13 protein-coding genes, 1 tRNA gene and 2 pseudogenes are annotated in these 21,654 nt (G+C 67.1%); 12 read left to right on the top strand and 4 right to left on the bottom strand.

Annotated features, from left to right (window positions below; translation table 11 throughout):
• Positions 1-73 precede the first annotated feature (73 nt).
• The 4 genes from ACZ67T_RS12415 to ACZ67T_RS12400 all read left to right on the top strand — a co-directional run bounded on the left by ACZ67T_RS12415 (position 74) and on the right by ACZ67T_RS12400 (position 11,286).
• A complete protein-coding gene (locus ACZ67T_RS12415; protein WP_469983509.1) occupies positions 74-3,463 on the top strand; it encodes a HelD family protein in 3,390 nt (1,129 codons plus the stop codon).
• 403 nt (positions 3,464-3,866) lie between these two features.
• Entirely contained in the window at positions 3,867-4,202 is a 336-nt protein-coding gene (locus ACZ67T_RS12410; protein ID WP_469983508.1) for a hypothetical protein, read from the top strand.
• A gap of 488 nt (positions 4,203-4,690) precedes the next feature.
• On the top strand, positions 4,691-10,186 hold the full coding sequence (locus ACZ67T_RS12405; protein WP_469983507.1) for a DUF4011 domain-containing protein: 5,496 nt from the start codon (positions 4,691-4,693) through the stop codon (positions 10,184-10,186).
• A 518-nt stretch (positions 10,187-10,704) separates the two neighbouring features.
• Entirely contained in the window at positions 10,705-11,286 is a 582-nt protein-coding gene (locus tag ACZ67T_RS12400) for a hypothetical protein (protein ID WP_469983506.1), read from the top strand.
• A 237-nt stretch (positions 11,287-11,523) separates the two neighbouring features.
• Here the strand turns inward: ACZ67T_RS12400 and ACZ67T_RS12395 are convergent, their stop codons facing one another.
• The gene (locus tag ACZ67T_RS12395; RefSeq protein ID WP_404225970.1) at positions 11,524-11,871 is read right to left on the bottom strand and encodes a helix-turn-helix domain-containing protein; all 348 of its coding nucleotides are present in this window, start codon (positions 11,869-11,871) and stop codon (positions 11,524-11,526) included.
• Positions 11,872-12,019: 148 nt separating this feature from the next.
• Between ACZ67T_RS12395 and ACZ67T_RS12390 the strand changes: the two genes are divergently transcribed.
• From ACZ67T_RS12390 to ACZ67T_RS12375, 4 genes are all read left to right on the top strand, one after another.
• A complete protein-coding gene (locus ACZ67T_RS12390; protein WP_469983505.1) occupies positions 12,020-12,964 on the top strand; it encodes a hypothetical protein in 945 nt (314 codons plus the stop codon).
• A gap of 212 nt (positions 12,965-13,176) precedes the next feature.
• Positions 13,177-14,091 (top strand): hypothetical protein, encoded by a 915-nt coding sequence (locus ACZ67T_RS12385; RefSeq protein WP_469983504.1) that lies wholly within the window; start codon positions 13,177-13,179, stop codon positions 14,089-14,091.
• Positions 14,088-15,575 carry a hypothetical protein gene (locus tag ACZ67T_RS12380; protein ID WP_469983503.1) on the top strand — a complete coding sequence of 496 codons (1,488 nt, stop codon included), beginning with the start codon at positions 14,088-14,090 and terminating at the stop codon, positions 15,573-15,575. Before ACZ67T_RS12385 ends, ACZ67T_RS12380 begins: the two co-directional genes overlap by 4 nt.
• A 160-nt stretch (positions 15,576-15,735) precedes the next feature.
• Positions 15,736-15,808: transfer RNA gene (locus ACZ67T_RS12375), tRNA-Arg, on the top strand.
• Between the two features lie 71 nt (positions 15,809-15,879).
• Here ACZ67T_RS12375 and ACZ67T_RS12370 read toward each other — a convergent pair.
• A pseudogene (locus tag ACZ67T_RS12370) lies at positions 15,880-16,584 on the bottom strand (tyrosine-type recombinase/integrase); the annotation flags it as partial.
• 570 nt (positions 16,585-17,154) lie between these two features.
• Here ACZ67T_RS12370 and ACZ67T_RS12365 point away from each other — a divergent pair.
• From ACZ67T_RS12365 to ACZ67T_RS12350, 4 genes are all read left to right on the top strand, one after another.
• Complete coding sequence (locus ACZ67T_RS12365) at positions 17,155-17,343, top strand: hypothetical protein (protein ID WP_469983502.1); 189 nt, start codon at positions 17,155-17,157, stop codon at positions 17,341-17,343.
• A 604-nt stretch (positions 17,344-17,947) separates the two neighbouring features.
• Positions 17,948-18,184, top strand: coding sequence for a hypothetical protein (locus ACZ67T_RS12360; protein WP_469983501.1), 237 nt, complete (start codon positions 17,948-17,950; stop codon positions 18,182-18,184).
• Between the two features lie 213 nt (positions 18,185-18,397).
• Positions 18,398-18,823 (top strand): DUF6221 family protein, encoded by a 426-nt coding sequence (locus tag ACZ67T_RS12355; protein ID WP_469983500.1) that lies wholly within the window; start codon positions 18,398-18,400, stop codon positions 18,821-18,823.
• A 30-nt stretch (positions 18,824-18,853) separates the two neighbouring features.
• Entirely contained in the window at positions 18,854-19,465 is a 612-nt protein-coding gene (locus ACZ67T_RS12350) for an SMI1/KNR4 family protein (protein ID WP_469983499.1), read from the top strand.
• 121 nt (positions 19,466-19,586) lie between these two features.
• Here the strand turns inward: ACZ67T_RS12350 and ACZ67T_RS12345 are convergent.
• Positions 19,587-19,667, bottom strand: a pseudogene (locus ACZ67T_RS12345) (phosphoribosyltransferase); the annotation flags it as partial.
• A gap of 409 nt (positions 19,668-20,076) precedes the next feature.
• Positions 20,077-20,841 (bottom strand): hypothetical protein, encoded by a 765-nt coding sequence (locus ACZ67T_RS12340; protein WP_469983498.1) that lies wholly within the window; start codon positions 20,839-20,841, stop codon positions 20,077-20,079.
• Positions 20,842-21,654 lie beyond the last annotated feature (813 nt).

Below are 21,654 nucleotides of genomic sequence, written 5' to 3'. Positions count from 1 at the left end.
TTCTTTCGCCGGGGTACGGGCGCAGGCCCGTAGCGGCGTCCTTCGTTCGGGGCGTCGCAAGGGAGGGATGCACATGGGCACCACGACACGTGACGAGATCATCGCCGTCGAGCAGAACGCGGTGGACCACGCGTATGACTGCTATGCCGCGCGACTTGCTGAACTTACCGGGGGTTCGGTCGCCTCGGCCTCCGCCAGCGGCAAGGACAGCGTCGCCAACCGGATCGAAGCCGAGGAGCGGGCGGCGTCGTACGGCGGTCTCGGCAACGAATCCCTGGTCATCAGTCGTGTCGACGTACAGGACGAGCCTGACCCCTGGTATGTGGGACGACGTGGCGTCAGCAATCCCGCAACTGGCGACCGTGTGGTCCTGCTGTGGACCAGCCCGCTGGCCAAGAAGTGGTTCGAGGTCCGGCCTGACGCCCCGGGCGAGGTTCTGCTGCGGAGGCAGTTGCGCTGCGTCCAGCGTGTCGTCGAAGACTACTTCGACGAGATCGCCCCCGCAGCCACCGTTCCGCAGCCACGGCCGGCGGCGGACGACGCCGAACCGGAGGCGCTGCCTGCGATCCCCGCCACCGGCATCCCGAAGGAGGGAGCACCACGCCCGCCCGTTCCCAGCCCCGTCCTCACCCCCGCCGACATCGCCCGCATCCAGCGCCAGAAGCCACTGCAGCCAGACGAGTTCCTGCTGCGCGAGCTCCAGCGCTCGCGCAGCGGCAACATGCGGGACATCGTCGAGACAATCCGCCGCGACCAGATGGATTTGGTCACCGGCTCGCCCTCCGACATCCTCGTCGTGCAGGGCGGCCCGGGCACCGGCAAGTCTGCGGTCGGCCTGCACCGCGTGACCTGGCTGGTCAACAACGAGCACTTCAAGGCCCAGGACATCCTCGTCGTCGGCCCTCACCAGCGGTTCCTCGACTACGTCGGACAGGTCCTGCCCACTCTCGGCACCCGCGACGTCAACTCGGTACAGCTGACCCGCCTGTGGGACGGCGAGATCCTCGGAATCGACACCGCGCAGGCACGACTGGTGAAGTCCGACGACCGCATGGCGGCTGTCCTGCGACAGCGCGTCGAGAACGAATGCCGTCCCGAGGCCCTCGACGACCTGCTCACCGCCGCCTCCTACGAGGGCGACGAACCCGGTTTCACTGTCACCGCCGGCAGTACGACCCTGCGCATACCGCGCTCCGAAGTGCTCGCCCTCCTGGACGAGACCCGCAGCGGTGACGGCTCGTACCGTGAGCGGCGCGACCGCTTCCGCAGCCTGCTCGTCGACCGCCTCCTGCAGGAGCTCACTGCCATCACTCAGCGCCGCCGCGTCGACGACAGCATCCGTCGTGACCTGGAACGCAACCGCCGGGTCGAACGCCTCATCGAACGCGTCTGGCCGTCATCGGGCGCCAGGGAAGCACTCCGGAGCCTCTACGACTCGCCCGACCTTCTGCGCACCTGCGCCGACGGCATCCTCAACGACGAGGAGCAGGCTTCCCTGCACCGGCCCCGGGCCGCCACGGCCGCCGACGACCCCTGGACCCTCGACGACCGCGTCTGTCTCGAAGAACTCCGGTACCTCATCACTGGGGAGAGCCCTCGACGCTACGGACACATCGTCGTCGACGAGGCACAGGACCTGACTCCCATGCAGGCCCGCTCCCTGCGTCGCCGCTGCGCGGTGAACGGCTCCATGACGGTCCTCGGCGACCTCGCCCAGGCCACCGGGCCCCACCCCTATGCCGACTGGGACCGCCTCGGCACCCTCCTCTCCGACCACGGAGACTGGCGCGTCGCCCAGCTGAACACCAGCTACCGCGTGCCCGCCGAAATCATGGAGTTCGTAGCACCCCTGGCCCGCACGGTCGCTCCGGCACTGCCTTATCCGCAGGCCGTGCGCCAGGCAGGCGAGGATGCCGTCCGGACGACGGCGACCGAGCCCTGGCGACTCCTCGACGACACCATCACCCAGGTCACCCGCCTCGTCGGCACCAGCGACGGGCACACCCCGCGCTCCGTCGCCGTCATCGTCCCCGACGACTCCGGCTGGCTCGACGAGATCAGCCGCCAGCTGGACCGGTCCGAGAGCATCGATGACCAAGGACGCCAGGCGGTATCCGTCCTGGCCGCCGCCCAGGCCAAGGGCATGGAGTACGACCACGTTCTCGTCGTCGAGCCCGCCACCATCGCCGACCGCGGCCCGGCCGGCCTGCGCCAGCTCTACGTGGCGCTCACCCGCAGCACTCAGAGCCTGACCATCCTGCATACCTCCCCGCTCCCGGAGTCCCTCACGAAGACCGACAGCACTACCGAACAAGCACCTATCGAAGCCGAACCACGTATGGCAGGCGGTGACGTGCCCGAGATCGGCACCGATATCCGGGTCCGGGTGAGCGGCCTCGGGCCCGGCGGCCGCTATCAGGTCAAGGCCTTGTCTCCCATCGTCAGCTCGCCTTTGGTCCTGACCGTCCGCCACGGCTCTGCTCCCCCGCATCCGGGCGACGAACTGGACTGCTGGGTGTTCGCCCACGAGACGAGCCACTGTGTGCTCACGACGGACCAGCGTGGCAGGCAGCCCATCTCGTTCAGGATGGCGAAACGCTACGTGGCAGCACTCGGCGTTCTGGGCGAGCTGATCAGCGGCGACGGCATGGTTCCGGAGGACGCTCGCGAACGTCTCTCAGAACTCAAGGGCATGGCCAATCGCGTCCTCCGTCGGGACCAGGCGGACTGGGTGGATGTGCGGCGTGTGCTCGGATTCCCGGACAGGAACCGTCTGGGCGTGCTGCGCGACCTCGCGGCAGGCGCCAACCGCGCGCTCAAAGACAGCACGCTGAATGTCAGCCAACTGCGGGCCGAGCTTAGGGAATCCACCTGGGCTCAGGCCCTGACCGAAGCGCAGGAAACGCTCCGGATCCGACTTGCCGCCCAGGCCGAACCTGACTCCGCAAGCCCCCCAGCCACGCCAGCGCCCCAGCCCGAGCAGAAGGAAACCGAACCCGTGACCACCGCCGACAAAGCACCCGCCGCACCGGCTTCGACCACAGAGAAGGGCTTCCTGAACGCGCTGGAGACTTCGGCAGCCGCCGATCGCACCTGCAAGAAGCACGAGGCGGTGCGCCATGCCTTGAAGTCGGCCCTGCTGTGGTCAGACATCCAGCCGACCGACTCAGAGATCGTCGACGTCAGCTGTGTCACGGACCGCGGCGTATTCGTCTATGAGGTCCTGGGCGCCGGCCGCAGCACCTACCAGGACCTCCGCTCGGGAGCGACCCGCCTCCTCGAGATCAACCACACCCTGACTACCCCAGCGGCCGGCCTCTATCTAGTCCTCTGCGAACCGCCTGCCGAGGACTGGTCGGCCGACACTGTCCGCGACGTCTTCAACATCCACGTCCTCTGGCGGAGCCCTGACGGATGGGGCGGCCAAGACGCAGAAACTGCGTTGGGCTCCCCTGGGGCGTGACGACGGCAGACACCGTGGCGGGTCGTGCACCAGTCTGTCGGGCCTCGAACTTCACTCGGCTTTCAGGTATCGGCAACCGGGCAGCATTGCGGTGGGCATCTCTCCACGACCAAGAGTGATGACCACATCGGCAATGGCAAGGTAGTCGATCTTGGACTCCATCGGCCCACCCAGACGGCACGCCTCAGCCCGACCTTCCCGGCATGCCCACTCACTCGTTCGACACCAAGAAGTTGCTACTCAAGTAGCAGATCCTTACGTTTGAGGTGTGTCACCCTCCACTACCCCTTGGACCCCCTGGCCCCGGATAGACCGCCGCGTCTACCTCCTCTTGCTGGACGACCAGCGTCGCCTCCTGCTGTGCGGCGGATGCTGTGGCGGCTGGACGGTCCCTCAGGTACGCATGACTGCCAGCACCGACTTCCTGGAGTCAGCTACCCGATTCCTAACGGAGCGATTCAAAGTGGCGAATCCACGCTACGGGTCGGTCTATGGAATCCGAGAGTCACGCATCGGTGAAGACTGGGAGTTCGACCGAGCCACGGCTGCACGGGTCTTTATCGTCCGCATCAGCGATGCCGAAGGATCGGCGATTGAGGAGCAGTCGACGGCACACACTCGATGGAGCATCGAGGAATTGCGCAGACGGAGAAGAGATATCTACCCGGAAGGCATCGTCCTACTGACCACTGGCTACGTCGAAGGCTGGGTTCCCGATGGCCCCATCACTCTCTACTGAGAATGACGCCCAGAGCCAGCTGACGCTCCCTGATCAGCGACCCACCCATCAAGGGAAACCTTCCTTCCGGATGCAACGAGGCGACCGTCTCACTCCTCCGCCTTGCTGAACGGATGGACCGGCTGTCGAGGCGGTAAGGGACTACCGTCACGAGCCAAGCGTCGGGAGACGGCCCGGCCATCGCCGTAGATCACGGCGGGATCGAACTCGATCTGGATCCGTGCCTGCGCTACCGCTGCCACCGCTACAAGATCGGGCCCGCCCCTGGCCAGGCCGCCAGGCAACGAGCCGAGGCCGACGCTCTCGTCCCGAATCGCACGGTCTGGCGGGGCATGGCCGTCAGGACGATTCGATCACGGACACCCTGACGGTCAGTGCGGACCTGCCACGCCTCTCATCTCGGCCAGTTGAGCGGACGCACTATGCTTCCGCCACTCATCCTTCACTATTTCCACACCATCTGATCGGTTTCGAACGGAGTCACCAGCATGGTCCACCGCCGCTCCAGACAGCTCGGAAGCGCCGACCCCTTGAGGCCGCTACTGGAGTCCTGGCAGAAGTCTCTGATCGACCTGGGCTTCCGCAACCGGCTGGTGCACTATCGGCGGAGCAGCAGGCAGGCGGGTGCGGACATCACCGCGCCGAGGCCGACCCAGGTGCTGGAGGCTCTGCCCAAGGGCTGCCTGTTCGCTCCGGTGTCGGAGAATGTCTCTGCTGCCGTCCGGCCGGAGCCTGGCCTGCCTTCGTACCCTGGCGATGCGGTCGCATCCTTGAGCGGCAGCCGCCCCATCGACACTCCCGCCTCTCGGACGGGTGTCGGCACCACGCGCCTCGCCTTGCGCACGACCAAGGCGACCCAGGCCGAACAGGACAGGCATCTCAAACGTCTGGCGACCGTCGCGCAGGAGAAGTACAACGACTACGGCCTGTGGGTGCTGTACCTCGGTGTGGGCTTCCTCCAGTGGCGTCCGGCTGCCGACGCCGATCCCGTCGACTCGCCCCTGTTGCTGGTGCCGGTGCGGCTGCGCAGATGGAAGGGAGACTCCTACCTCCTGGAGCTCAACGGGGACGAGGAATTGAGCTTCAATCCGGCGCTGGCCGTCAAGATGGAGGAGATGGGTGTCGAGTGGCCCGCTCCAGAGCAGATTGAGCTCACCGATGCCTCGGCCCTGCTGGAGCAGGTCCGGGACGCTGTCTCGGCGCGTGCCGGTTGGCAGGTCAGCGAGCGCATGGTGCTGGACGCCTTCAACTCCAGCAAGGAGGTGATGTACCGGGACCTGCGGGACAACATGCAACGGGTTCTGGGCAGCCCGCTGGTGCGCACCTTGGGCCTGGGCGCCGACGCGGCCGGCACCGCGGACTCGCTCGGCTTCGACCCGGTACCGCTGGAGCAGATCGACCAGAAGCAGCCGCCGGAGAAGGCCCCGCTCGTGCTGGACGCCGACTCCTCCCAGCGTCAGTGCGTGGCCGCAGCGCTCGACGGCCGTAGTTTCGTGATGGACGGCCCGCCTGGAACCGGTAAGAGCCAGACCATCACCAACATGATCGCAGGCTTGTTGGAGAAGGGCCGCAGCGTCCTGTTCGTCAGTGAGAAGGCGGCCGCATTGGACGTGGTGCGCAACCGCCTCGAACAGGTGGGCCTGAATGACTACGTCCTCGCCCTGCACAGCAACACGGCCAACCGCAAGCAGGTCGCGCAGGAGCTTGGTCGGTCGCTCATCGCGCCCCGCCGTTCCTTCCCGGCCGCGCGCCGCGACGAACTCCTGACCGCCAAGGAGTTGCGCCGGGAGCTCTCCGGCTACGCCGCAGCGATGAACGAGCACCACGAGGGGATGAACCGCTCCCTGCACGACGTCCTGGGCCGGGTCTCACTGCTGCACACCCTGCAGCAGCTCGCCCCGGAGCCGGAGTTCGACGCGGCCGGCCTCACCGAGGAGCGTCTGCGTCGCATCCTCGACGGCGCAAGCTGGGTGTCCCGTTCCTGGCGCCCCGCCCTGGAGGGCGAGGCGTTCGCCTGGCGTGGACTGGGGAAGGCCGGTGGTGAACTGAACGCACTGGCGAGAGCTCTGGAGGACCTTGCCGTCCTGCGCGGTGCCCTGGCGGCACATGCGCCGCTGCTGGAGGCGATGGGCTGGGACGGCCTGTACGACGCCGAGTGCCTCGTCGAGGCACTTCGGCTGGGGGCCGAACGGCCTGTTGTCCCCCTGTCCTGGTTGGGAACCAATCCGACCAGTGTCACCGAAGGCATCCGGACGTTCGAGAAGCGGCTGGACGTGGTCGAGGCTGCCGAACGGGCAGCCCACGAGCTTCTCGGACCGCACTGGGCCGAGCTGGCCGACCCCTCCGTCCCGGTCTCTCCTGAACCTGGACCACAGGAGCAGGCGCTGGCCGAGCTCGTCCCGTCCGGGCTGGAACTCTCCAGTGTCACTGCAGAGCAGGCCACTGCTCTTGCCGACCGGCTGGCGGCCGATGCGCAGAACCTGGAGCGCACCCTGCATCTGCTGGCCAACAGCGCGCGCGCATACGGCGTCCCCGCGCCGGAGACCTGTGCGCAGGGCCTGCGGTTGGTCCGCCTGACCGAGCTGTCCTTGACGAAACAGGACGAGAAGCCCCCCGCAGGGTGGCTCACCTCTGCGGGCACGGCCCAGGCCCGTGTTGCGCTGCACCGGCTGTCCGATGCGGTCGCCGATCTGGCGGCGGCCCGGGAGAAGGCCCGCCTGCATTTCACCGAACGGGTCCTGGATGAGGCCGCACTGGTGGACGTGGCCCAGCGCTTCGCCACCGTCCACCGCTCGCTTACAGCGCGCTTGTCCTCTTCCCACCGGGCCGACCGCCGTGCCGTGCGCGCCCTGCTGCCCGAGGGCGCCAAGTGCACCAAGCAGGTCTTGGCGGCACTGCCGAACGCCGTCGCCTGGCAGCAGGCCCAACAGCGGCTGGAACAGGAGGGCCGCCGCGATGGCGAGCTCCTCGGCCATTTCTGGCAGAGCGAGGAGACCGACTTCGCCGCTGCGGAGAAGGCACTCCGCAGCGCCGAGCGGGTCGCCGAACTGGCCCCGCAGCTCGTGGATCCCGAGGCGCTGCGCGCCCAGCTCGCGTACGGCGGGGCGCCCCGCCCGGCGGCCCGCGAGGCAGCCCGGAGTGCCGAAGAACTGCTCACCGCGTGGCGCGACGCACTGGTGCTCCCGCCGCTCCTGGGTGCCCCGTGCGACCTGGAGGACGGCACCCTGGCGGACGCCGCCCGCTGGAGCAGTGCCCACGTGGCACCGCTGCGGGAGGCCGCACGGCTGCTCGAGCACGTCAGCACTGTCTCCGGGCGAGATGGCCGGACCCTGGCCGAGGCGCGCGCCGCAATCGTGACGGCCCGGGCCGCCCGGGCTGCCGACGAGAAGTTCGCCGCCCGCGCCAAGCGCGACGGCGACTTCCTCGGCGTGCTGTACGCCGGCCGCAGCACCGACCGCACCGCGCTGACCGAGGCCACTGCCTGGCTGCAGCGGTTGCGGGAAGGCTGCATGCTCGAGAAGGGCCCGTTCCCTGCCAAGGCGGCCCGGATCCTCCATCAGGCGCTTCCGGACAGCGCGCTGGAGAAGGCCAAGGAGTCCTGGGACCGCTCCTGCACCCGGTTGGCCGGGACGTTCGACGAGGAGCGGCGGCGTGAACTGCGCGTGGCCCTGTCCGTGACAGCGTCGGCCGAGCGGCTGCTGACTCTGCTGGACGGTGACCGCGGAGGCCCCGACGAGTGGGCGGCCTATCAGCGGGGCCAGCGGACGCTGGAGAAGGCCGCCCTGGGCGACCTGACCGCACGTGCCGTCCAGGCCGGCGTCACGCCGGAGGACTTCCCGCAGGTGGTGGAGAAGTCTGTATTGCACTCCTGGGCCGACCGCGTCATCCAGAACGACCCTCGCCTAGTGTGGAACCGGGCGAAGGACCGGGACGACAAGGTCGCCGCCTTCCGCGACGTCGACCGGGCCCTAGCCGAACATGCTCGGATCCGGGTGGCGAGCGCCTGTGACATGAACCGGCCCGGTGTGCTCAGCAGTGCCGGCACCAAACTTATCCAGCACGAGGGCAAGAAGAAGATGCGGCACAAGCCGGTGCACGTGCTGCTTCGGGAGGCCGGTGAGGCCGCACTGCGCGTCAAGCCCTGCTTCATGATGAGCCCCCTGACAGTCAGCCGGTTCCTGCCGCCGGACTTCACCTTCGACGTCGTGATCTTCGACGAGGCGTCCCAGGTCCTGCCGCAGGATGCGATCAACTGCATCTACCGGGCCAAGGCTCTGATCGTCGCTGGCGACGAGAACCAGCTGCCGCCCACCGCGTTCTTCACCGCCGGCGAGGACGAGGAGGACGACCCGTACGCCGAGGAGGAGATGCCCCGCTACGAGTCCCTGCTCTCCCTGGCCAAGGGCAACGGGATGCTCAAGGAGCTGTCGCTGCGCTGGCACTACCGCAGCCGCCACGAGCACCTGATCGCCTTCAGCAACAAGCAGTTCTACCGGGGCGCCATGACCACCTTCCCCGGTGCGTTCTCCGAGGGGCCCGACGTAGGTGTGGCCTTCTTCAAGGCCGAACACGGCGTCTACCACTCTGGTTCGGCGGCCCGCAACAACCCCGGTGAGGCCGTCGAGGTCGCCCGGCTCGTCATCCACCACTTCCGCACCCGCCCCAACCGCTCACTGGGCGTCGTCGCGCTCTCCCAGTCCCAGGCCGAGGTGATCCGGGAGGCTGTCGAGCGTGAGCGCGGGCGGAACCCAGACCTCGACGAGTGCTTCTCCGACGACCGCCTGGACGGCTTCTTCATCAAGAACCTCGAAGCGGTGCAGGGCGACGAGCGTGATGTGATCATCATGTCGGTCGGCTACGGCCCGGACGAGAACGGCAAACTCAACCAGAACTTCGGACCGATCAACCGCAAGGACGGCTGGCGGCGGCTCAACGTCGCCGTCACCCGCGCCCGCTACCGGGTCGAGGTGGTGGCGTCCTTCGAGCCCGAGACCCTGCGGCCGTCTGCGAGCGAGAGCTTCGAACACTTCGCCCGCTACCTCAAGTACGCCAAGTACGGGCCGGTCGTCCTCGCCCAGGATGCCGAGGACGGCGAGGCCGTACCTGAGAGTCCCTTCGAGGAGTCGGTGCTGGAGGTGCTGCGCGGCTGGGGCTACACCGTCCAGCCGCAGGTGGGCGTCGCCGGCTACCGCATCGACCTGGGGGTACGCGACCCGCAGCGCCCTGGCCGTTACGCCCTGGGCATCGAATGCGACGGTGCCATGTACCACTCCTCCAAGGCCGCCCGTGATCGCGACCGGCTGCGCGAGTCCATGCTCACAGGCCTCGGCTGGACGTTGCACCGGATCTGGGGGACCGACTGGTACCGCAACCGGGTGGAGGCCGAGGCCCGGCTGAGAACTGCAGTCGAGCGGGCCGCCGCCCGGAGCGTGAGCGTCGCCCTGCAGCCGAGGGCCACGCCGGACATCACTCCCGCGTCGGTACCACCGCTCGCCCTGGCGGAAGTACCCGCGCCCCGGCGGCCTGCGCAAAGCGGCAAGGTATCGTCCGCGGCTGCCTTGCCGGAGTCCGCGGAACAGCGGATCCGCCACGAGTTGGACCAGTTGCGGGCCGAGTTGGAGCGGCAGTCCGGCCAGGCAGGGAACGGTTCGCGTCCGCGAGCCCGCACCGACCAGCAGCGAAAGCAGCGCGGACGCATCGAGCAGTTGGAGGAGCGCGCCGCACTGCTCAAGGCCTACCTGACCGGCGACCGCAGGGCCGCGGTGGACGCGGTGTGCCCTGGTCGCCTGGTTCGGGTGGAGATCGGCGGGGAACAGCAGGAGTACGAGATCACCTCCCAGGAGCCACACTCGACGGACGTGGAGAAGCTCAGCCCCTTCGCGCCGCTCGGGCAAGCCCTGTTCGGTCGGACGGCCGGCAGCCGCGTGGAGTACGAGCACGACGGGCGCCGAGTGGCCGTGCGCCTGCTGACCGTGAGGGGCTGACGGCGCCTTTGCACGCGTGGGCGGGCAGCACTCCCGGCACGGCAGTGCTGCCCAGCTCCTGCTCGGCAGCCCCTTCATGGAGGTGCTCGCAGGCGCGGCTACCAGGGCATGGGTGCACCGAGCCTCTTCCATCCTCGGCCTGATCTGGCCAGATGGAGGGTAAGGATGGAAAAGGCTCTGGTGAAGACGGTTCTCTTGGTCGAGAACCCATCTACCAGGGGCTTCATCTGTTTGTCAGGCCAACTGCCCAGCCAGCGCAGGAGGTTGGAAAAGGCTCAGTACCGGCATTCTTTGCTGAGCGCACCTGAGAGCAAGTTTCACGAGTCATGACCCAGCGCTCCCACAGAGCGCTCGAAGGGCAGAAATGCCTTCTGAATCAGTCTAGTTGGAGCAGATTTTCGCGCAGGCCAGCGAACAGATTCAATCGCACATGACCCGCGCCAATCAAGATTAGTCAGCTGTGCGCTTAGGGCTCAGAAGGGCAGACGGATGCCTTACGCCTTCCCTAGTGTTGCGCCATGAGCCTGATCGACGGCCGCTCGCCGTCCGCGGACTGGGTCGCCAAGGACATGGAGGCGATGTTCAGGGAGTGCGACGCACTCATCCTGTCCAAAGATGAGCTCACGCGTCGCCTGCAGGAGTCCATTGAGGCCCTCCAGCGCGAGATGGCCAAAGCCGCCGAGGAACGCGAACAGGCAGCACTGCAACGACAGAAGGCCCGGGAGTGGCTTGACGACTTCCAGGCCACGGTCCGAGAAGGAGCCACCCTGCGGGCTTCGCTGCGGCCTCAGGAATCCGTCCAGCTGAGACTCGTACAGCCCTCGCCGGAGCCCCCTGGCAAGCCTTCGGCGCAGGCGGCACCCGTCCGGGTCGAGGGCTCCCGTTCGATCGCAGTCATGCGGGTCATCAGCAGCGACGCGCGGCGCGCGTGGAGCGCATCGGATGTGGCCCAACTACTCGAAGGCAACACCCCCAGCGCGGTGCGGCGAACCCGGTGCCTTCTGGAGCATCTGCAGCGTCTGTTCGTACTGCAGAAAGTCCATAGTTCTGACGGAAAGCGGGCGTATTACCGGCTCGCGGCCTCATGGGAGGCCGCTTAGACGAGGGCCGGCAAAAGGCGACCGCCGCCTCAGGCACGGCCAGGTTCCTAGGCCAACACCGTGCAAGGGGCGGCGGTCTTGAGACGGCTTGGCCGCCACATTCGACGCTAGCTGCCCATTCGGGCATGCGCGGGATGTTCGGCCATTTCCACGACACTGGATGGTCGGTCAGACATGCCCTTTTCGCTGTTACGTTCGGAGTGCGGCGCAGCCACCGTGGAACTGCTCGATCCCGCGTCACCCTTGAGGCGGCAGCGGCTCTCGTGCGACGCCGTTCTCGTCGACGGGCCATTCGAAATGGCGGGGCCAGAGCATCTCCCCAAGGGCTATTTCCAAGCTCGCCACCGTCAGGATGTCTGGCCACGTCTCGCCCCGCAGCACGTATGTGATCACCTGCCGGTTGACGTCGGCGGCGGACGCGAGGGCATTGGCACTCAGTCCCTGCCGCTCCATCGCCTCCGACAGTGCCCGGGCGATCGCCTGGCCGATCTGCGCAGGCCGGTGCCCGTCCATCACTGCGTACGGCCAGTTGGCATCGAGCGCGTACTCGCACGGCCTCTTGCTACGTCTCGTTCCTCCAGCCACGCGCCCAGTGTGACGGAGGTGCTGCCAGGATGCGCAATCACATCCCACATGCTACTCAAGTAGCAGGACTGTGTGTAGCCGATACCCACGCCCGCTTCTCGGCGGTTCGCCGTCCGGGCCTGATCACGACACGTACTGGAGGTGAGTGGTGACGGTGCAGGGGCGCTCACTGCTGGCGCCGAACGAACGGCTGCTGCCGACTTACAGGCTGCGCGCAGACGACCAGCTCAAGGTGATCCGCGTCGCGTGCTCAAGCGCCGGCCCGTTCATCAACGCGTTCCGGCTGGCGACCGATACCGGACTGACCGAGAAGAACTGCGGTCTTGTCCCGACGTTTCTGTTCGCCACCGGCCTCCTGGAAAAGGCGGGTGGGCACTTCTCGAGGTACCGGCCGACGAGCAAGGGCCGGAAGGTAGGGGCTGCTTGGCAGAAGGGTGAACGGGAAGGCCTGCTCGCCCTTCGAGACGCTTGGAAGCAGCAGTGGTTTGCCCGCAGCATGAAGGAACGCCTCGAATCCGGACCGGCAGCCCGCGACGGGCTCCTCGCGCGGCTCCTCACCGCCGCAGGCGCGGATGGTCATCGCATGCGCCAAGCCGAGGCGCTGCTCGACCTGCTGGTCGCCATCGGCATGATCGTCCCTGATGGCGACGGTTTCATGTGCTGGCATGAAAGCGCCCCCGTCGACCAGCTGAAGGAGACCGCCCGGGATGCGGCGGCACAGCAGCCCCCGCCGCCTTCGTACCCCCCCGAGGACGTCGGCCCGACCGAAATCCACGCTGAAGCATCACCGGGAGATCGCCGCTTCCCAGCAGAGCCGACAGCAGGCGACTCCCGCCACAGCGCCCACGCGGAAGGCTGCTCTCCGAGTCCGGGGGCCGCTTCCATTCCGCCGCCCCGACAAGAGGCGAAGGGGCCTGCCATGGACTCCGGCCCGACGGTATACGCCGAGGTGGATCTCCTCGCCCTGCTGTGCCCCCCTGTCCTACTCGCCGACCTGGTCCGCCTGAGCCCGGAGGAGCTGATGCAGCTGCACGGACACCTTCGCGGTCTGGCCGCCCTGACAGCCAAGCTCAGGGGGCAGCCCGCCCTCTGACACTCACGTACGGTCCGGCAGCGCCTTCATCCCTTGGCCGGGTTGGCGCTGCCGGACCCCTCCTCCACCCATCGACCCCGCGGCAAGACCGCACGGAAGGGGCTTCGGCGTGCCCTCACACAAGGAGAGGAGCGCTGCCCACGGTAGCGCGACCTCGCGATGCAGCGGGTGGGATTCACCCGCACGGAACACGGTCCCGACGGGGGGCCAGCATGGCTAGGCCGGCGATCAAGGAAGCGCTGTTGCAGGTGTCCCGCGTCTGGAAGCAACTCGCGTGGGACGGGGTGATGAGCATCGAGACCGTCGACGAGTACATCGAAGTCACCGAACGGCTCATCGACTTCGCGCGAGCTCACCAGATCACTCGGCTGGATGACATCACCCCAGCGCTGGCCGAAGCGTTCGTCAACGCCCCGGGGCACGACCGGCACCGGGGCATCATTCCCACTCCTGCAGGGAGCACCCGCCGTCAGCGACGCTCCGCCGTGACGTCCCTGTTCGTGCATGCGCGTGCGCTCGGTCTGACGAAGACCGCACCGATGGTCGACTTCGCGCCCATTGCCCGTAGTCCCCGTCGGCCGGGGGCGGACCTCCAGCCTCATGAAATCGCCCGACTGCAGTTCCACTCCGAGCGGGGCATGCCGGCCACCCGCCACGCGGCCCTGCTTGCCCTCCTTCTCGCAGGATTCTGGAGCGCCGAGGTCGGCGCCGCGTCCAGCGCCGATCTGGATCTCACTGCGGGCGCCGTACACACCAAGGGCTCGACTCGGACACTCGCCCGGACCTGCCCGCTGGACGAGTGGGGTGTCTATGTCCTGGGGTTGCGCGCCACGCATCTCGGCAGGCGAGGAGCGGCCCCGTACCGGCTCGTGGCCAGTGCCACCTCCGCCCCGAACGTGGTGCAGTCCAGCGTCGGGGCGGGCTTCGGGGACATCGCGCGACGCAGCGGATTGTCCACGCGTGCCCGCAAGGTCGAGCCCCGCGACATCACCCGCTACGTCGCCCGCAAGATCCTCAACGAGACCGGCCAGCTCTCCGAGGTAGCCCGCCACCTGGGCCTGTCCTCTCTCGACGTCGCCGCCAGCCTGGCCGATCTGCAGTGGCACACAGGCGGTGATGCCGCATGACCGCTCCCAGGAAGCGAGCCCGGCGCAAGCCGGTGAAGAAGCAGCCGGCCTACGTCATGGCCGAAGTCCCCGACGACACGTTCGGCGCGGCCACCGATCCCCTCCCGCCCAAGAGCCCGGAGGCCCCACCCCTGACCACAGATGAGCGGTTCGAGTACCTCCTGAACAACCCCGACCTCTACGCAGCCGCATGCTCCCTCCCTGGTCCCAGCCGCATCGGACGCCCTGCCCACCACCCACCCGTCGTCTATCTGATCTTCCTCTGCGCGATCTCCTTGTTCGGCTCAGCGCGAGCTACCGCCTGCCACCTCCAGCGTCCCCTGTGGTGGGACCTCGTCCGTATGAGCATCCGTACTCACATGGGCGATGCGGTCGCCGACGCCCTTTTGCCGGTCGGCCCGACCCGAGGCCAGTGGAACTACTACTTCCACGCAAAACTGAAGCCTGCCTTCGCCGAGGTACGCAACATCAGCCGGGACCTTTGGATCCAGCAGGCTCTCGACCACGGGATGCTGAGCGAGACGGGCACTCGGGTCAGCCGGAGCTACCCCGAACGCCACCAGGTCATTCACGCCGATGCCACCGTCGCCTGCCCGCCCTCCTCACAGAGGCACCGCGAGACCGTCAACGAGGTGACCGGAGAGATCCGCTCGCACCGCGTCGACCCTGACGCCAGCAACACAGTCGAAGGCGGTGGGACCCGCGTGTACGGCAACAAATTCCTCTCCGCGGCCGTCCGCCTCGGCAACATTCCCCACAGCCGAGTCATCCTGGGCATCGAGTCCATCCGTCACAAGTCGGCCACGCGCGACCCCCACCGCGACGACGAAGGCACCGCCTTCGTCAAGCTCGCCCGATACGTGCTCGGTCGAGCCCCTGGCCTGCGCGCCATCACCTACGACACCGCCCTCCGCGGGTCCCACCGTGCACCCCTCATCGCGGACGGCCTCGTCGTCTTCACCACCCAGCACGGAGGGCTCGCACCCGAGTCGCTCCAACGCTTCGAGGACGGTCCCTGCCGCCACGACCTCTACGTCGCCGAGGGCCGCGTCTGCAAGCGTCTGATCACCGACGACGGCACCACTCACTACACGCCGCTTCCCGTGGAAGAACTTGAGCGCCGCGAGTCGAAGCGAACCCGCTTCTACCACCGGCTGACCATCCCCTGTCAGGTGAAGAACCACACCCTGCGCATCCGAGTCGACGAAACCCCGGAGGACCGGGAGATCGACCCCTCGACCAAACGGCAGCGCTTCAACCGCACCGAGCACCTGAGGCAGGTACCGCCGGACACCCATGCCGGCCGCCGCCTCAAGGGCTTCCGCCAGGACAGCGAGTCCCAGCACTCCCGCTTCGACCAGAGCTACCCCCACAAGAGAGTTCCTGCCTACGGGGCCGACGCGGCCCTGCTGATCTACGTCGGCTACGCCTGGCTGAGCAACTCCGTCGCCCGAGCCAAGATCACCCACGCGCTCGCCGCCTGAGCCAGTGCGCACATCTCTCCGCCCTTGGATCAGGTACCACCCGCTACACTGACCGCGGTGGCTATGCCCTCACGGGCTGCCACCACGACCTGTCGCCAAGCAAGCCTGAGCGGTCCGCCAATCTCGGCAGACTTTCAGACACGTTTTCCGACAGATCCCCGCCTTCGTAGCTCAGGGGATAGAGCACCGCTCTCCTAAAGCGGGTGTCGCAGGTTCGAATCCTGCCGGGGGCACAAGCGGAAAGGCCACCTACCGATCTTGGTAGGTGGCCTTTGACATCTACAGCTGACATCAACGGGGGCGGTCACTGGCGACCGGGGCGTCTCCTCAGCAGCCGGTCCATGTGGCTCATGGCCTCGCGCTGGGTGTCCTGGACGACGTGCGTATAGACGTCCATGGTGATGCTGATCTGAGAGTGCCCGAGGATCTCCATCACGACGCGGGGCGCGACTCCGGCCGCCGTGAGAAGGGTGGCGGTGCCGTGGCGGGCGTCGTGGAGACGGATGACGCGGATGCCGGCCGACTCGGCGACGCGCGTGAACGAGCGGTACACGTTGCGCGGCTCGACCGGGCGGCCGGTGCGAGTCGTGAAGACGTAGTCCGACCCGGTCGCCCAGGTCTCCCCCGCCTTGGCGCGAGCAGCTGCTTGCCGCATCCGATGCCAGCGCAGCGGCGCGATGCAGAGGCCCGGCAGCGGGACAACGCGACGGCGGCGGCTCTTGGGATCGTCGTCGTACAGGACGCCACGACGGCGCTGCGTCTGCTGGCGCACGTAGAGGACGCGGTTTTCCAGGTCGAGGTCAGACCAGCGGAGGCCGACGATCTCTCCCCGGCGGAGGCCCATCCCGATCGCAAGGACGAAGGCTGTGTCTAGCGGATCTTTCCGAGACGCGGCGAGGAAGTCGAGCGTCTCGTCCAGCGTCCAGGGGTGCAGCTCGCGTGAGTCGGCGCGGGGCAGTTCGACAAGCTTGGCCACGTTGCGCGTGATCAGCTCCTCACTGCACGCCGTGAGTCCGAAGTTGCCGCAGCCCTGGAGACCCTGAACGCGGGACTGAGCTGTCCCCACATCAGCGACTACATCTACTGGGACTTCGACCCCGAGTCGAGCGCCGAGAAGGTCGTAGACCGAGCTATTCCATATGAGCCGTTTGTGCTCTGAGCCGGGCAGCGCGGTGGAACTTTCTCTACTTCATCAAGGCCCGCGCATGGCGCGGGCGCGCGCCGCAGAGGCGGCGCGCTGCGTGCATGCGGGCGGAAGCGAGAACGTCAGCGGGTCATAGACGTGCCTCCGGCGGGGGCGCTCAGACTCTGGGATGGAGGGGGCGCCGTAGGCGAGTGCCGGCCGGTTCGTGGCGAGTGTGGTGGGCTCCCATCCCGTCCGCCATCGACCCAGGCAGAGCCGAGCAGACGCGGCCGATGGCGTCCATGTCGTTCGTACAGTGGCGCGCTCCACCTGGACGCCATGAACCACGCCCGCTCCACAGACGTGTGGGTCGACGGCGGACGGGATGGGAGCTGGGGAAGTAGTGGGTTGGGGAAAGAGGTCGGGTGCGGGGCCGTCGGCACGTAGCCTCACCCCGTGAAGATCCCACGCCCGGCCGTGCCGGACCCCTTGCGCTGGGCCATAGCCTGGATCGTTGTCACCGTGATGTTCTGGTCGCTTGCCCAGGTGCTCGGCAGCCCGAACAGCTGGTACACGAGTGCACTCCTCGCAGGGATCGTCATCGTCGCCGGAGAACTCATCGACCGCTACAAGCAGAAGCGCTGACCAGGTCCGAGGTGCGCCGAACCCCTTGGCGATGAGTTGGCCGCTTGTTATCTTCATGCATGATTCAGGCATTCTGCGGTGCCCTCATCGGCGGCGTGATCGGGAGGCTTCTCCTGGCGCGGCGAGCGCGGCGAACAGCCACTCAAACCGAAGCAGGGCAAATAGTCTTCTTCCAAGTCGGGGCCAACCTGCCGGACGAGGGGCCCCGATACAGCCTTGGCCAGGTACGCGCCGGAGGCAGGTTCCAATGGAAGCCTCGCTGGTCGAGGACGCGGCTGCGTGAACTCCCGAAAGATCTGCGCTACATCCGCGCACGCCATCCGTCCTTCCGCGAAGTGTTGTGGGTCCCGACCAGAGCGCTGGTGATCGAGTGTGAATCGTCTGCGGTGCCTGTACGGCTATGGGCCTACCCGGAGCAAGCGGTGCACGTTGTGGAGATGATCCGGCGTGCAAGTAGCCCGAACTCGTCGAACACCCCGGTTCCTGACGTCAGCAGCTGACACCCGCAGGCGCTAGCGGCGGCGGTCGACGCTGGACCTCAGTAGACAGCCGGCCAAGGGGGCAAATCATCGTGCACCAATGTGCCGAACAAGGAGTGGGTTCAATGGCCGAGCGGGACCGACGGGGCATCGTGTGGTGGTTCCAAGTGGCTTTGGGATGCTACTCGTTGATCATGCTGGCGTGGAAAGCGATCAACGACGACCGATGGGCACGGCTCGGGCTGGCTGGAGTATTGATCTTCGCGGCGTACGCCTTTGGGCACGTGATGGGCTTCCGGTCGGCCAACCAACGACAGCCCCGCCCTGACAACCAGCCCACCATGAACAACAGTGGCAGCTAATAGACGTCCAGCCCAAGCCACTCCACCCACCTCATCTCGGACCGTGCCGCTCTCGGGCCAGAACGGGCGGGGACTCACGGGGAATCGCGGCACGCAGCGGGCAGTACGGCCGCACTGCGCCGAACCAGGGAACCCGCAGCTCGGTCCCGTGACCGCCCCACCTCGCCCCTAAAGCGGGTGTCGAGCGTTGGGGTCATGGTCGATGATGCGCTCATGAGCGACGACTTGACCGAGTTCCTGCGGAGAGGACTCGATGAGGACGCCGAGCTGGCCGGCCGATGCGATGGTGACGGCTGCGGACAATGGACCGCCCACGGCCATACCGTGGACTTCCGCCAAGTGGACCTCTCCGGTTTCCATCCGACGATCGCGGAGCACGTGGCGTTGCACGATCCTGCCCGCGTCCTCCGAGAGCTCGCAGCCAAGCGCCACGCCCTGGCCCGGCATGTGCTCAGCTCTGCCGTTGGCGATCCCGAGCTTCCCTGGGACAACCAGGACGACTGCCAATGCTGGCCCTGCCCAGACCTCCTCGACTTGGCGACGCCCTACTCGGACCACCCGGATTTCCGCGGGCAGTGGCTGTCGCACCAGATCCGCACCAGACGCACCGGTCGGTCACGGCCAAAGGCAGTGTCTTGAACCCGGGGGCCAGTGCCATCAAGGAGCATTTTGGCAGGTCAGCCGCAAGATCTCTGGGTATGTGCCGATGATTCCCAAGCTGAGAGCGCGATCTTCACTGTCGACACCGGACACCCGGTCGCCGAGGATCTGCGTGTGACTGATGACGAGCTCATAGCGGCTGCCCGCGAGTACGCAGCTGACGAAGATCTTCCCGGCCCGGCTCTGCCGGCGGATATTGCTGCGTTCGAGCACATCGCTGGGCACACGATGCCCCACCTGCTGAAAAGGATCTACCTCGAAGCCTCCAATGGCGGCTTCGGACCCTGGGAGGCCGTCTCCCTGACCGATACGGGCGACTGGTTCAGTGACTGCGAGGACATCGCGATGGCCTACCGCGAGTTCGCCGATCCTGAGCGCGGCCTGCCGCCCGGGCTCGTGCCCCTCATGGATCGGGGTTGCGCCATGTGGGCACTCATCGACTTCACGACGGCCGACGGGCAGATGTGGGACTGCGATCCCAATCTCTGCTGCAAGGAGCACGCCCTGGCCCCACTCGGGCAGTCGCTGGCCCAGTGGCTTGCCGACTGGTTGCACGGCGTCATACCTGATGGGTCTTATCCACACCGCGAACTGGCTGCCAAGGACTGCCCGGCCAGATAAGCGAACGCGCTCCGAGCTTCTGGCCAGAAGGTCTCAATCACCCCGAACAACGCTAAGGCCCCCTCGGTGATCACATGAGGGGCCGTACGTTCGCTGCACCTAGGGTGCGAAGCATCACACGTCAGAGCGCTTCTTTGTTCTCCTTGGGCGCCTCGCCAGACTTATGTACTGGAGGCAAGACACTCCAGGGGGAGTTGCTCCATGCAGCACGCTGCCGTTCCCCAGCCGTGCCCGATCGGGCGGGGAACACCGGGGAACAGCGGAAACTCACGGGCACTGGCCAAGACGAAGGCCCCTGACCGATGTTCCTGGGTAGGGGACTTCAACCTGCCCGGTGGGTGTGGGATTTGAACCCACGGTGACTCGCGCCACGACGGTTTTCAAGACCGTTCAGGGCTTGTGCGCGGTCGGCGCTGACAGGTCCCCCTCTTAGCCATCAACTAGGCCTGGACGTCGGTTGGGCCACGGATTGGATACCGGACCATCCCCGGACAGAACCAAGGGATGCAGCTGCACTTCAGAGCTGGATACCTCGCCGCCGACCGCGCGACGTCGACGCTAAAGGTCGTCCTGTAGCTGTGCCGAGTAGATCGCGCGGCAGTCCAGGGAACTCACTTCACTACGACGTTGTCGCCGGCCGAAGTCGACGGCCCGGTGGTGGTGTTGCCGTAGTACGCCCAGCGCCAGGTACCGGTCTGGGATGCCTTCACGGTCGTCCTGAGATCACCCGAGCCGTTCGCGTATACCTTCTTCACCGTGGTGTAGGAGGTGGTTCCGGTGGGCTTGAACTGCAGGGTCACCAGGCGGCCTTCATAGGAGACGTACTTCCTGGTCTCCCAGTTGGCCCGCGTGACCTTGCCGGTCACGGTGATGGTCTTGCCCTTGGCCACCGGTTCGGGCGAGGCGTTCACGGTCAGGCGGGAGTTGCGCTTGACGTAGGCCGTGAGGCCCTCGTCATCGGTGTCACCGCCGCCGCCCTGGAAGTAGACCTCGGCCGCGACCTTCCACGCTCCGGCCTCGCTGTTGCGCATCTCCCACTCGCTCGGGTCGAAGTACATCGTCTCGTTGAAGTCACAGACGCCCGAGCTCACCTTGATGCAGTCGCTCGTCTCGATCGCGTGCCACAGCCGCTCACTCGTCTTGCCGCGGTACAGGAACACCGCCGGCCACTTCCACTGGTGTGTGGTCGCCATCCGGAAGGATGCGGGCACCGCGACCTCGTTCGACACCCCAATCACGATCGCCTTGCCGCCGTTCACCTGGACACGGGTGAACGAGACCCCGCCCTCGGCCGCCCCGGCCGGTCCCGCGGCCATGGCCGTGAACACCACCGCCGCGCCACCGGCCACGACAGCTCTCCAGACCTTCTTCCCCACCTGATCCCCGATCTCCGTACGGAAGAGCGCCGGAGGCTCATCCTCCGGCGCCCTTCAGACAGTTGGGATCCGCACGGAGTTGTACACCCTTGGATCACGATCGGGCATCAGGCGATCTCCGCCTCGCGCGAGGCGGTCGACACCGCTTTGCACAGTAGGCACGCTGACTTGCGAAGGGATCTCGGCAGGTCCGAGGTTCAGCCTCAGATACCCCGCCCACCGCTCCGCCGGAGTGCCCATCGGAGGGCAGGCTGACATCCAAACCTGACATCACCTGACATCACCTGACATCAACGACAGCGGACACCAGCGGACCACAAAGGTTCTAGACGGAGTGATCCGGTCCTGCAGCTGTAGCAATCCAGTGCCGCAACCATCGTCGGATCGAACTCCTGAAGCGGGTGTCGCAGGTTCGAATCCTGCCGGGGGCACAAGCGGAAAGGCCACCTACCGATCTTGGTAGGTGGCCTTCTGCATCCCTCCGGTAGCCCGGTGCGAGTCCGGCGCGTCTGCTGGATCATCGGCTCTCGGATGCAGCGGAGGGTCCGCTCCTGAGTGCCGACGAGGTAGCAGGCCCTGCGATTCGCCGTACCCGAATTAGAGTGCGTGCTTGATTTTCACGCCGAGCCGACTTGCGGCATCCGGCTTGATGCGGCACCAGATGCCCGCCGATGACATGGTGCGATGCGCACCCGATGCCGCCGGCTCCCGGATTGTGGCGGCCTCCGACGGGAGGCAGGGTTGTCTGGAGACCGTTTGGGCGAGGCGGAAGGCACACGGCCTGTCACGGATACGGGCTGTGGCTTGTCCTCA

The organism is Streptomyces sp. NPDC107517 (assembly GCF_055582645.1).
The sequence above is the reverse complement of the archived record's forward strand: the minus strand, read 5'-3'. Positions and strand labels throughout refer to the sequence as shown.